General features: G+C 72.1%; 12 protein-coding genes. 4 read left to right on the top strand and 8 right to left on the bottom strand.

Translation table 11 applies throughout. The features are described 5' to 3' along the window. Positions 1-5: 5 nt before the first annotated feature. Genes CCL05_RS27655 through CCL05_RS27620 form a run of 8 tightly spaced genes read right to left on the bottom strand, consistent with a single transcriptional unit; the run spans position 6 to position 7,708 of the window. Positions 6-2,000 carry an NADH-quinone oxidoreductase subunit 5 family protein gene (locus CCL05_RS27655; protein WP_086563234.1) on the bottom strand — a complete coding sequence of 665 codons (1,995 nt, stop codon included), beginning with the start codon at positions 1,998-2,000 and terminating at the stop codon, positions 6-8. Further along, a complete protein-coding gene (gene nuoK, locus CCL05_RS27650) occupies positions 1,997-2,395 on the bottom strand; it encodes an NADH-quinone oxidoreductase subunit NuoK (RefSeq protein ID WP_020275039.1) in 399 nt (132 codons plus the stop codon). Before nuoK ends, CCL05_RS27655 begins: the two co-directional genes overlap by 4 nt. Beyond that, positions 2,395-2,997: an NADH-quinone oxidoreductase subunit J family protein gene (locus CCL05_RS27645; protein ID WP_086563233.1), complete on the bottom strand. Its 603-nt coding sequence runs from the start codon at positions 2,995-2,997 to the stop codon at positions 2,395-2,397. Before CCL05_RS27645 ends, nuoK begins: the two co-directional genes overlap by 1 nt. Beyond that, entirely contained in the window at positions 2,994-3,665 is a 672-nt protein-coding gene (locus CCL05_RS27640; RefSeq protein WP_086563231.1) for a 4Fe-4S binding protein, read from the bottom strand. The genes CCL05_RS27645 and CCL05_RS27640 overlap by 4 nt, the downstream gene beginning before the upstream one ends. Before the next feature lie 2 nt (positions 3,666-3,667). Beyond that, positions 3,668-4,636: a complex I subunit 1/NuoH family protein gene (locus CCL05_RS27635; protein WP_086563230.1), complete on the bottom strand. Its 969-nt coding sequence runs from the start codon at positions 4,634-4,636 to the stop codon at positions 3,668-3,670. Beyond that, a complete protein-coding gene (locus CCL05_RS44570; RefSeq protein WP_143589955.1) occupies positions 4,633-6,645 on the bottom strand; it encodes an NADH-quinone oxidoreductase subunit C in 2,013 nt (670 codons plus the stop codon). Before CCL05_RS44570 ends, CCL05_RS27635 begins: the two co-directional genes overlap by 4 nt. After that, entirely contained in the window at positions 6,642-7,310 is a 669-nt protein-coding gene (locus CCL05_RS27625; RefSeq protein ID WP_086563228.1) for an NADH-quinone oxidoreductase subunit B, read from the bottom strand. Before CCL05_RS27625 ends, CCL05_RS44570 begins: the two co-directional genes overlap by 4 nt. Then, positions 7,301-7,708, bottom strand: a complete 408-nt coding sequence (locus CCL05_RS27620) for an NADH-quinone oxidoreductase subunit A (protein ID WP_086563227.1) — start codon at positions 7,706-7,708, stop codon at positions 7,301-7,303. Before CCL05_RS27620 ends, CCL05_RS27625 begins: the two co-directional genes overlap by 10 nt. A gap of 263 nt (positions 7,709-7,971) precedes the next feature. Between CCL05_RS27620 and CCL05_RS27615 the strand changes: the two genes are divergently transcribed. From CCL05_RS27615 to CCL05_RS27600, 4 genes are all read left to right on the top strand, one after another. Continuing rightward, positions 7,972-9,192 (top strand): sensor histidine kinase, encoded by a 1,221-nt coding sequence (locus tag CCL05_RS27615; protein ID WP_086563226.1) that lies wholly within the window; start codon positions 7,972-7,974, stop codon positions 9,190-9,192. Between the two features lie 137 nt (positions 9,193-9,329). Continuing rightward, the gene (locus CCL05_RS27610; protein ID WP_086563224.1) at positions 9,330-10,691 is read left to right on the top strand and encodes a sensor histidine kinase; all 1,362 of its coding nucleotides are present in this window, start codon (positions 9,330-9,332) and stop codon (positions 10,689-10,691) included. A gap of 183 nt (positions 10,692-10,874) precedes the next feature. Then, positions 10,875-11,546 carry a response regulator transcription factor gene (locus tag CCL05_RS27605; protein ID WP_086563257.1) on the top strand — a complete coding sequence of 224 codons (672 nt, stop codon included), beginning with the start codon at positions 10,875-10,877 and terminating at the stop codon, positions 11,544-11,546. Between the two features lie 177 nt (positions 11,547-11,723). Next, the coding region (locus CCL05_RS27600; protein ID WP_208641634.1) for a 2-oxoacid:acceptor oxidoreductase family protein at positions 11,724-12,157 on the top strand (434 nt) is incomplete at its 3' end.

Here is a 12,157-nt window from a genome sequence, read left to right as displayed (position 1 = left end):
CCTGCTCACGCTCCCGTGGCGACGAGGACGACGGCGACCGCGAGGACGACGGTGCCGGCGAGCAGCGCGCTCACATAGGTCTGGACGTTGCCGGTCTGGGCGCGCCGTACGGCGGCGCCGAGCCAGCGGGGCAGCGCACCCGCGCCGCGCACGTAGGTCTCGACGACCTCCCGGTCGAGGAACCGGACGAGGCTCGCCCCGGCCTGGACCGGTCGGACGAAGAGGGCGCTGTACAGGGCGTCCATGTGGAAGCCGGCGGCCGCGTGGCGGTGCAGCGGGCCGAGCAGGAGCCGTCCGGGGTCGGCGGGGTCGGGCGCGTAGGCGATGTCGCCGTAGGCCGGCTCGTGGGTGGCGATGGCCTCCGCCTCGACCTGGGCGGCGTCGCCCTCGGGGTGGGCCGCGACCGCGCCCAGCGGGACGCGTGCGGTGAGCGCGGTGGTGTGCCGCCAGGCGCCGTAGGTGACGATGCCGCCGACCAGGGCCACGCCCGTGCCGAGCACGGAGGTGGTGAGGGTCGGGCTGAGATCGCGGCCGTCGAACCAGTCGGGCAGCAGGCGGAACGCGAATCCGCCGAGGGCCAGTGACGGGGCGGCGAGCACCCACAGCACGACGGTCATCGTCAGCGGCTGCCTGCCGTGGTCGGGGGCTTCGGCGCCCCGGCCGCGGAAGGCCAGCAGCCACAGGCGCATCGCGTAGGCGGCGGTGAGCACGGCCGTGAGCAGACCGGCGACGAGGACGAGCCATCCCGCTGCGGCGGGGGCGTGCTCGGTGTGTCCGGTGACGACGTGTTCGGCGACGCCGAGGACGGCCTCCTTGGAGAAGAAGCCGCTGAAAGGCGGGATCGCGGCGAGCGCGAGCAGCGCCACGGTCATCGTCCAGTAGGCGTCGGGGACGCGGTCGCGCAGGTTCCGCATACGGGACATGGCGGCGAGCGAGTTGGTGCCGGCGGCGTGGATGATCACGCCGGCCGCGAGGAACAGCAGCGCCTTGAAGGCGCCGTGGGACAGGAGGTGGAAGACGGCGGCTCCGCGGTCGCCGACGGCGAGGGCGCCGGTCATGTAGCCGAGCTGACCGATCGTCGAGTACGCGAGGACGCGCTTGATGTCGTCCTGGGCGAGCGCGGCGAGCGCCGAGCCGGTCATCGTGACGGCGGCCATGACGGCGAGGACGACCATCGCGGCCTGCGAGGCCTCGAAGACCGGGAGGAGCCGGGCGATGAAGTAGACACCGGCGGCGACCATCGTCGCGGCGTGGATCAGCGCGGAGACGGGGGTCGGGCCGGCCATCGCGTCGGGGAGCCAGGTGTGCAGCGGGAACTGCGCGGACTTGCCGGCCACGCCAGCCAGGAGCAGCAGGGCGATCAGCGTCGGGTGGTCGAGCGAGCCGCTCGCGACGGCACCCAGGACCCGGGTGATGCGGAACGAACCGGCGTCGGTGGCCAGGGCGAACAGACCGATGAGGAAGGGGACGTCGCCGAGCTTGGTGACCAGGAAGGCCTTGAGGGAGGCGGCGCGGGCCTCCGGGGTCTCCCAGTAGTGGCCGACCAGGAAGTAGGAGCAGATGCCCATGACTTCCCAGCCGACCAGCAGCACGATCAGGTCGCCGGAGTAGACGACCAGGAACATCGCGGAGGTGAACAGGGAGACCAGGGCGGCGTACGAGGGGTAGCGCGGGTCGTCGCGCAGGTAGCCCGTCGAGTAGATCTGCACGCAGGAGGCGACCAGGCCGACGAGGACGGCGACGAGGGCGGCGAAGCCGTCGATGTACAGGGCGAGTTCGATCGGGACGGAGCCGGTGGGGGTGAGTTCCGTGGCCGCGTTGACGGCCGCGTCACCGCCCTGACGCACGGCGACCAGCGCGGCGAGCACCAGGGAAGTGAGCGTCGGCAGGACGGCGAGCGGCCGGACGAAGCCGGGTGCCGTGCGGCCCAGGAGCAGGCCGGCGACGGCGCCCAGGAACGGAAGGAGGGGGACGAGGACGGCGAGGGTGGTCGTGGTCACGCGGTGGCCTCAGCCTTCTGGGCCTCGCCGGACTGCTCGGCCGTAAGGGCGTCGTGGTCGGTGCCGTCGGGGTCGTGCCGTTCGGCGGTGTCGCGGAGCTTGTCGATGTCCGCGGTGCCGCGGTTGCGGTGGACGGCGAGGACGATCGCCAGGCCGATGCCGATCTCGGCGGCGGCGATGGCGATGGTGAACAGGGTGAGGGCCTGGCCGGAGTGCAGGGTCTCCTCGGCGGTCCTGCTGAGCCAGACGTCGAAGGCGACCAGGTTGAGGTTGACGGCGTTGAGCATCAGCTCGACCGACATCAGGACCAGGATCGCGTTGCGGCGGGCGAGGACGCCGTACAGGCCCGTGCAGAAGAGGAGGGCGGAGAGGACGGCGGGATAGGCGAGGTGCATCAGCGGGTCCCCTCCGTGTCAGGCCGGGTGTCCGCGCCGCTCGGGGTGGAGGCGTCGGCCTTCGCCTTGCGGGACAGGACGATCGCGCCGACCAGGGCGGCGAGGAGGAGGACGGAGAGGGCCTCGAAGGGGAGGACCCAGTTCTGGAAGAGGCTCGCGCCGGTGGCCTCGGTGGAGCCGGCGGCGGGGCCGTCCAGGTCGATCCAGGTGGTGCGGAAGGCGTCGACGACGACCCAGACCAGGGCGGCAGCGGCGGCGACGGCCACGGTGAGGGCGGCCCAGCGGTTGCCGGAGTCGGCGTCCGGGGAGCGGCCGATGGGGGCCCTGGTGAGCATCAGACCGAACAGGAGGAGGACGACGACGGAACCGACGTAGATGAGCACCTGCACCCAGGCGATGAACTCGGCGGTGAGCAGGAGGTACTCGACGGCCAGGCCGCCGAGGGTGACCACCAGCCACAGGGCGGCGTGCACCAGCTGCCGGGTGGTGACGGTGACGAGCGCGGCGCCGAAGGTGACCAGGCCGACGAGGAGGAAGGCGATCTCGACGCCCGTCGGGGAGAGGAAGCCGTGGGTTTCGGCGGCCGTGGTGAACGCGGTCATTCCCGGCCCTCCTGCCCCGGCTTCGACTGGTCGGTCTGCGAGGTCGGCTGGTCCGTCTGCTGCTTGGAGTCGCCCTGCGGGCGGGTCGGGCGCTCGGCTGCACGGGCCTGCTCGTCGGCGTGCGGTTCGGTGGCGGGCGGGGCCTGCTGGGCGGCCAGTTTGTCGGCGGTCTTGCGGGCGGTGACGAGTTCCTTCGGCTCCTCCGCGCCGGGGTCGAGGGCCGGCGGGGCCGGGACGGTCCACATCCACTCGCGGAGCTTGTCGCGCTCGTGGGTGAGGTCGCGGATGTCGGTCTCGGCGTACTCGAACTCCGGGGACCAGAACAGGGCGTCGAAAGGACAGACCTCGATGCAGATACCGCAGTACATGCACAGGGAGAAGTCGATGGCGAAGCGGTCGAGGACGTTGCGGCTGCGTTCGCGGCCGCCGGGGGTCGCCGCCGGGACCGTCTCCTTGTGGGAGTCGATGTAGATGCACCAGTCGGGGCACTCTCGGGCGCACAGCATGCAGACCGTGCAGTTCTCCTCGAACAGGCCGATCACACCGCGGGTGCGGGGCGGGAGGTCGGGCTGGGCGTCCGGGTACTGCGCGGTGACGGACTTCTTCGTCATCGTGCGGAGGGTGACGGCCAGGCCCTTGGCGAGGCCGGAGCCGGGGATGGGGGCCATGGTTAGTTGATCACCACCTTGACGATGCCGGTGAGGGCGATCTGGGCGAGGGAGAGGGGGACGAGGAGGGTCCAGGACAGTTTCTGGAGCTGGTCCTCGCGCAGGCGGGGATAGGTGACGCGCAGCCAGATGACGAGGAAGGCGAGGACGGCGGTCTTCAACAGGGTCCAGACCCAGCCGAGGCCGTCGGCGCCCCAGGGGCCGTGCCAGCCGCCCAGGAAGAGGACGGTGGTCAGGCCGCACAGGACGACGATCCCGGCGTACTCGGCGAGGAGGAAGAGGGCGAAGCGGAGGCCGGTGTACTCGGTGTACGCGCCGAAGATGATCTCCGAGTCGGCGACGGGCATGTCGAAGGGCGGGCGCTGGAGTTCGGCGAGGCCGGCCACGAAGAAGACGATCGCACCGACGATCTGCCAGGGCAGCCACCACCACTCGAAGGCGTCGAGGATGCCGGGGATCGAGACGGTGCCGGCCGCCATCGCCACCGAGGCGGCGGTCAGGAGCATCGGCAGTTCGTAGGCGAGGAGCTGGGCGGCGGTGCGCAGGCCGCCGAGGAGGGAGAACTTGTTCGCGGACGCCCAGCCGGCCATGAGCGAGCCGAGGACGCCGACGCCCATGACGGCCAGGACGAAGAAGACACCGGCGTCGATGACCTGGCCCACGGCTCCCTCGTCCGGGCCGATGGGGATGGCTAGCAGCACGAGGAGGTAGGGCAGGAGGGCGACGGCGGGGGCCAGTTGGAAGATGCGGCGGTCCGCGCCCGCGGGGACGACGTCCTCCTTCTGCGCGAACTTCACGCCGTCGGCGATCAGCTGGGCCCAGCCGTGGAAGCCGCCGGCGTACATGGGGCCGAGGCGGCCCTGCATGTGGGCCATGACCTTGTGTTCTGTCTGGCCGATGATCAGGGGGAAGGTGAGGAAGACGACGAAGACGATCAGGAGTCGCAGGGTGACGTCGAGCACGTCGTTCACCGCGGGCCTCCTGTGGGGTCTTCGGGGGTGTCGGTGGGCTGCCGGTTGTTCGCCGGTTCTGAGGTGTCGGGGGTGTCCGAGGGTTCGGGGGTGTCCGAGGGTTCGGGGGTTTCCGAGGGCTCTGGGCTGTCGGCGGGTTCGGGGGTGCCCGGTGACTCCGAGGTGGTGTTCGGGGTCGTCTGGTCATCCGCCGACGGCTCGGGAGTGGGCAGCGCGCCGGCCTGGGGTGAGGGTTCGGGAGCCGGTTCCTCGAAGGCCGGGCGGGCGTGGTGCCAGGGGGCGTCCGAGCTGCGTGGGGGCCGTGACGCCCTGCCCGGCCGGCTACCGCCGAGGCCGGACGCGGCCCGCTGACTGGCGGAACCCTCCGAGGCGCTGTGCGCCCGGCGCGGGCCGGCGGGGGCACCCGGCTGGTCCCGCTGCGACGCCGAGCCGTCACCCGCGCTGCGCGCCCGCCGCGCCTCCGCCGAGGCGGCCGGGGTTCCGCGTCCGGCGTCCGGCCCGGGGGTTCCGCGCCCGGCGTCCGGCGACTCCGCGTCCTGCGACTCCGGCTCGGGGGCCGGTGGTTGAGAGTCGGCCGCGGTCGCCGCTGGCTCGGCTTCGGCCGCCTGGGATTCGCGACCGGGGGTTGTGGACTTGGAACCGGGGGTTGGGGCCTCAGAAGCGGGGGTCGCGGACCCGGAACCGGAGATCGCGGACTCAGAACCGGAGGTCGCGGACCCGGAACCGGAGGTCGGGGCCTCGGCACCGGAGGTCGCGGACTCAGAACCGGAGGTCGCGGACCCGGAACCCGAGGTCGGGGCCTCGGAACCGGAGGGCGCGGACTCAGAACCGGAGGTCAGGGCCTCGGAACCGGAGATCGCGGACTCAGAACCGGAGGTCGCGGACCCGGAACCCGAGGTCAGGGCCTCGGAACCGGAGATCGCGGACTCAGAACCGGAGGTCGCGGACCCGGAACCCGAGGTCGGGGCCTCGGCACCGGAGATCGCGGACTCAGAACCGGAGGTCGCGGACCCGGAGCCCGAGGTCGGGGCCTCGGGACCGGAGGTCGCGGACTCAGGACCCTTGGACGGCTGGCTTACCGAGCCCTCCCCCGCCGTGCGGTTACGGCGCGGTCCCGCCGAAGCCGGAGCGGCCGATTCGCCGGGTCCGGACTGGCTCGCCGAGCCCTCCGCGGCCGTCCGTGCGCGGCGCGGGGCAGCCGCAGAGGTAGGACCCGCGTCACCGGCAGCGGCCTGACTGGCCGAACCTTCCGCCGCCGAGCGGCTACGACGCGGCCCCGCCGAAGCCGGAGCAACCGACTCCCCGGGCGCGGACTGGCTGGCCGAACCCTCCCCCGCCGAACGGGTTCGCCGCACCGGGCGTTCGCCTGCCGGGCGGGCGGTGCCCCGGGTCGGGCGGTCGCCTGCCGCGCGGCCGGCGCCGCGGGCCGGGGCCGGGGGGAGTTGGCCCTTCAGGGGGCCCCATTCGTTCGGGTCGGGGACGCCGGGCGGGAGCATCTGGCGGCGCTTGGGGCCGCCGTGTTCCGACTCGCCGGGCTCCTTCGCGCCGGGCCAGGCCTTGGCGACGCGTGCGGCCAGGACGAAGTCCTTGCGCAGGGGGTGGCCTTCGAAGTTCTCGGGCAGGAGCAGGTGGTCCAGCGCCGGGTGGCCTTCGAAGGTGATGCCGAACATCTCGTGCGTCTCGCGTTCGTGCCAGGCGGCGCCCGCGTAGACACCGACCGCCGAGGGCAGGGTGGGGGCCTCGTGCGGGACCGTCGTGCGCAGGAGGAGATGGCGCAGCGGGGACAGCGCGGCGACGTGGGCCGTGACGCGGAAGCCCGTGCCCGGTTCGTCGACCGCGCTCAGCCAGTCGAAGTACGTGCAGGTCAGACGGTCGCGTGCGGTCTCCAGGGCGGCGATCCAGGCCGTCGGCGGTACGTCGACCGTCAGGACCTCGTACGACTCGTCGGCCGTGGCGTCCGTGCCGAAGAGTTCCTGGGCGTCGGCGGGGAGCCAGCCGGCCGCAGTCATCGCCCCTCCTCCGAAGCCGAGCCCGAAGCCGAAGCCGAGCCCGAAGCCGAGCCAGAAGCCGAAGCCGAGCCCGAGCCCGGGACCGGCGGCTGCACCAGGCCGCTCTGCAGCGCCGCTGCCGAAGGACGGGCGGCGCCGCTTCCGTACCGCTCCCCCAGCGACTCGCGGGCGATCTTCTCCTGGAGCTTGAGGATGCCCTGGAGCAGCGCCTCCGGCCGGGGCGGGCAGCCGGGGACGTAGACGTCGACGGGGATGATCTGGTCGACGCCCTTGGTGACGGAGTACGAGTCCCAGTAGGGGCCGCCGCAGTTGCTGCACGCGCCGAAGGAGATGACGTACTTGGGTTCCGGCATCTGCTCGTAGAGGCGCTTCACCGCCGGCGCCATCTTGTCCGTGACCGTGCCGGACACCACCATCAGGTCGGCCTGGCGCGGGCCCGGCGCGAAGGGGATGACGCCGAGCCGGATGAAGTCGTGGCGGGCCATCGACGCGGCGATGAACTCGATCGCGCAGCAGGCGAGGCCGAAGTTGAAGACCCAGAGCGAATAGCGGCGGCCCCAGTTCAGGATCACCTTCATCGGCTCGGGTGCGAGGCGCGCCAGGGCGCCGAGCCGCTTCGGCTCGGGAAGCAGCACGGGCTCGGTGCCGGCGGGGGTCACGTCCATGCCAGGACGCCCTTCTTGTATGCGTAGAGCAGGCCCACGGCCAGGAAGCCGAGGAAGATGAACATCTCCACCAGGGTCGTCGCGCCGTAGCCGGGGGCTGCGAAGACGGTCGCCCAGGGGAACAGGAAGATCGAGTCGACGGCGAAGATCACGTACAGGAACGCGTAGACGTAGTAGCGGACCTGGGTGTGGGCCCAGCCCTCGCCGACGGGGTCGACGCCGCACTCGTACGTCAGGAGTTTCTCGGGTGTGGGGACCACGGGCCGCAGCAGGTGACCGGCCCCGAAGGCGACGGCGACGAACAGCACGCCGACGACGGCGAGCAGTCCGACGACCGAATAGGACTGGAAGTAGTCCGCCGCGACGACGGTCGTGGTGACGACGGTCGGTTCCGGCACGTCCGTCCCTCGCTCCCTGAAACTCGGACTCGCTCCTGCGACGGTTCCGCGGCTCCGGGGCACGGCCGGGAACAACGGACGCCGCCGTTCGACGAACAACGGACGCCGCCGTTCGACGATCTGTACGCACGGGAGTCTAGGCCCTGATAAAGGCAGGGTAAGCAGCCCGTCAGGCCCTGGCATGCGGAGGTGGGGTTTACCTCAGTCGATCCTGGCGGTCTGCCTCATGGCGCGGGTGCCCGCCGCCGGGCACGCTAACGCATATGACCGAACGCATCCCGCCCTCGGGCACGAGCGCGGCCACGGCGGCGGCCGGACCGGACGACCGCCCGCCGCCGCCCCGTCTCGCCTACGACCGGCACACCTGGAAGGAGATCGCGCATCTCCTGGCGAACCTTCCGGTGGCGCTGCTCGGCTTCACCTATGTCGTGACGATGCTGTTCACCGGCTTCGGGCTGACGGTCACGGTGATCGGGTTCCCGCTGCTCGCGGCCGGGCTCAGCGGCGCGCGGCTGCTGGGCCGGATGGAGCGGGCGAGGGCCAGGGCGCTGCTCGGGGTGCGGGTGGACGAGCCGAGCCGGCTGCCGCTGCGCGGCCCGGGCGGCTTCCTCCAGAAGCTGTGGATGTCGCTGAAGGACCCGGTGGGCTGGCGCACGGTGCTGTACGAGTTCATACGGCTGCCGTGGGGTGTCCTCACCTTCTCCCTCACGCTGACCTCGCTGTTCGTGCTGTGGCCGGTGCTGCCGTTCATCGCGCGGGGCCTGGCCAACGCAGACCGGGCCATGGTGCGCGGACTGCTGTCGCCCTCCGACGAGCTGGAGCGGCGCATCGCCGAGCTGGAGTCGGACCGGGGGGTCGTGGTCGACACGGCGGCGGCCGACCTGCGGCGCATCGAGCGGGATCTGCACGACGGGGCGCAGGCCCGGCTGGTCAATCTGGCCATGGGGCTGGGCCTGGCGAAGGAGAAGGTGCTGGAGGACCCCGACGCGGCGGCGGCGATGGTCGAGGAGGCGCACGGCGAGGTGAAGCTGGCGCTCCAGGAGCTGCGCGACCTGGCGCGGGGCATCCACCCGGCGGTCCTGACCGACCGCGGCCTGGACGCGGCCCTGTCCGCGGTCTCCTCGCGCTGCACGGTCCCGGTGAAGGTGACGGTCGACCTGCCGGCGCGGCCGGCCGCGGCCATCGAGGGCATCGCCTACTTCACCGTCTCGGAGCTGCTGCAGAACGTCAGCAAGCACAGCGCGGCGAAGTCGGCGTCGGTGGATGTGTGGCGGACGAACGACCGGCTGCTCATCCAGGTGTGGGACGACGGCCGCGGGGGCGCGAGCCTCGACGGCGGTACGGGGATGCGGGGCCTGGCCGAGCGGCTGGACGCCGTCGACGGGCTGTTCGTCCTGGAGTCGCCCGAGGGCGGCCCGACGACGGTCACGGCGGAACTGCCCTGGCGCGACCGCACGGACGGCTCGGGCACCGGCGCGCCCTGAGGGTGCCCGGAGGGTGTCCTGAGGTGGGGAAAACCCCCCGTCCAAGACGCCGACGGACTCCATGGTCCGCCGACCTGCGGCGGAGCAGGGTGGAGGTACGGGAAGACAGCCGCAGGACGAGGGAGAAGGACGCGCCGATGGCCACGGAGTACGGACAGGGGTACGGGCTCGACGGCAGGCCCGGGTTCCCCGGGAGCACCGAGCGGCGGCACCGGCTGCCCGCCGCGCTGCGGGCGCCGGTCGAGGGCCGCACCTGGCGGGAGCTCGGATATGTGCTGCTCAGCCTGCCGGTCGGCATCCTGCTGTTCACCTACGCGGTCACGATGGTGTCGCTGGGGGCGGGACTGCTGGTGACGTTCCTCGGCATACCGGTGCTGGCGGCGGCGCTCGCCGGGTGCCGTGGCCTCGGGGCGCTGGAGCGGGGGCGGGCGCGGGCGCTGCTGGACCTGGACGTGGCCGGCCCGGAGCCGCTGCGGATGAAGAAGCCGGGCGCGATGGCGTGGATGGCGGCCGTCCTCAAGAGCGGGGCGTCGTGGCGGGCCCTGCTGTACGCGGTGCTGCATCTGCCGTGGGCGGTGTTCTCGTTCGCCGTCGCCGTGAACCTCTGGGCGCTGGGCTGGGGCTTGCTGACGTACCCGCTGTGGTTCTGGGTGTTCCCGATGTACGCCGGGCAGGACGGGATCCAGCTGTACGGCGACGAGACGCACCGGATCTATCTGGACAACGCCTTCGAGATCACGGTGACCGCGCTGGTGGGCCTGCTGCTGACGATCGCCACGCCGTGGATCGTGCGGGCGCTGACGATGGTGGACCGGCTGCTGGTGCACGGGCTGCTCGGGCCGTCGCGGCTGGCCTCGCGGGTGGTGGAGCTGGAGTCGGACCGGGGGGTCGTGGTCGACACGGCGGCGGCCGACCTGCGGCGCATCGAGCGGGATCTGCACGACGGGGCGCAGGCCCGGCTGGTGGCCCTGGCCATGGACCTGGGGCTGGCGAAGGAGAAGCTCCACGAGGACCCGGAGGCGGCCCAGCGGATGGTGGACGAGGCGCACGGCGAGGTGAAGACGGCCCTCCAGGAGCTGCGCGACCTGGCCCGGGGCATCCACCCGGCGGTGCTGACCGACCGCGGTCTGGACGCGGCCCTGTCCGCGGTCTCCTCGCGCTGCACGGTGCCGGTGCAGGTGGAGGTCGACCTGGCGGAGCGGCCGGCGCCGGCGATCGAGGGGATCGCGTACTTCACGGTGTCGGAGCTGCTCCAGAACGTCAGCAAGCACGCGCGGGCGACCTGGGCGGGCGTGGAGGTGTGGCGGACGGAGAACCGGCTGATGCTCCAGGTCGTGGACAACGGCGTGGGCGGCGCCGACGCGTCCCGGGGGTCGGGGCTCGCGGGGCTGGCGGAGCGGCTCCACGCGGTGGACGGGATCCTGGTGGTGGACTCGCCGGCGGGCGGGCCGACCCGGGTGACCGCGGAGCTGCCCTGGCGGGGCGCGCACGTGAGGTGACCTTCGGCTCCCCCACCCCCCAATCAGGGATCGGTCTCCCCCCAATCATCGGATCGGTCGGACAACAGGCCGGTCCACCCCCATCCGGCGCCCGTTCCTGAAATGCTGGACCCGTCGCACGGGTGGGCGCGGAGCCGTTGTGGGCTGCGGACGGGCGGCGTCGGGCTGTGGGGGGCCAAGATCGTGGAGGACAGGGTGCGGGTCGTCATCGCCGAGGATTCAGTGCTGCTCAGGGAGGGCCTGACCCGGCTGCTGACCGACCGGGGGCACGAGGTGGTCGCCGGAGTCGGCGACGGCGTGGCGCTGATCAAGACCATCACGGAGCTGGACGCGCAGGGCGAACTGCCGGACGTCGTGGTCGCCGATGTGCGGATGCCGCCGACGCACACCGACGAGGGTGTGCGGGCAGCGGTGCAGTTGCGCAAGGCGCACCCGGGGCTCGGCGTGCTGGTGCTGTCGCAGTACGTGGAGGAGCGCTACGCCACGGAGCTGCTCGCGGGGTCCAGCCGGGGCGTCGGCTATCTGCTGAAGGACCGGGTGGCCGAGGTGCGGGAGTTCGTGGACGCGGTGGTGCGGGTGGCCGAGGGCGGTACGGCCCTCGACCCGGAGGTCGTCGCACAGCTGCTGGGCCGCAGCCGCAAGCAGGACGTGCTCGCGGGGCTGACCCCGCGGGAGCGGGAGGTGCTGGGGCTGATGGCCGAGGGGCGGACGAACTCGGCGATCGCCCGGCAGCTCGTGGTCAGCGACGGGGCGGTGGAGAAGCACGTCAGCAACATCTTCCTGAAGCTGGGGCTCTCCCCGAGCGAGGGGGATCACCGCCGGGTGCTGGCTGTGCTGACGTATCTGAATTCCTGACCGGACGACTCGTTACGACCTGAAAAGCAGGAAAAGTCGGGGCGCATCAACGTCTCAAAGTCGTGTCCAACATGCGAATGACCCGAAGAAGGCGACCCTTACGGTCGTAGTGTTGATCCTGGGAGCGCCTGCGGGAAGGCCTTCCCAGGACAGCTGCCTCGAGGGAGGTCCAGTTCAGTGACCAGCCAGGTCAGTAGCCCAGCGGAGCAGGCCGACGAATCAGTCGCAGGGGAGCAGCGCAAAGCGGCGGGCACGAAGGACGTTCGCCGCCTCGACCGGGTGATCATCAGGTTCGCGGGGGACTCGGGTGACGGTATGCAGCTCACCGGTGACCGTTTCACCTCGGAGACCGCGTCGTTCGGCAACGACCTGTCGACGCTGCCGAACTTCCCGGCCGAGATCAGGGCGCCCGCCGGGACTCTGCCGGGTGTGTCGTCCTTCCAGCTGCATTTCGCCGATCATGACATCCTCACGCCCGGTGACGCGCCGAACGTGCTGGTGGCGATGAACCCGGCCGCGTTGAAGGCGAACATCGGCGACCTGCCGCGCGGTGCGGAGGTGATCGTCAATACGGACGAGTTCACCAAGCGGGCGATGCAGAAGGTCGGCTA

The sequence above is a fragment of the Streptomyces africanus genome, assembly GCF_002150735.1.
In the GTDB taxonomy this organism is placed as follows: domain Bacteria; phylum Actinomycetota; class Actinomycetes; order Streptomycetales; family Streptomycetaceae; genus Streptomyces; species Streptomyces africanus.
This window is presented reverse-complemented; position numbering and strand designations above follow the sequence as displayed.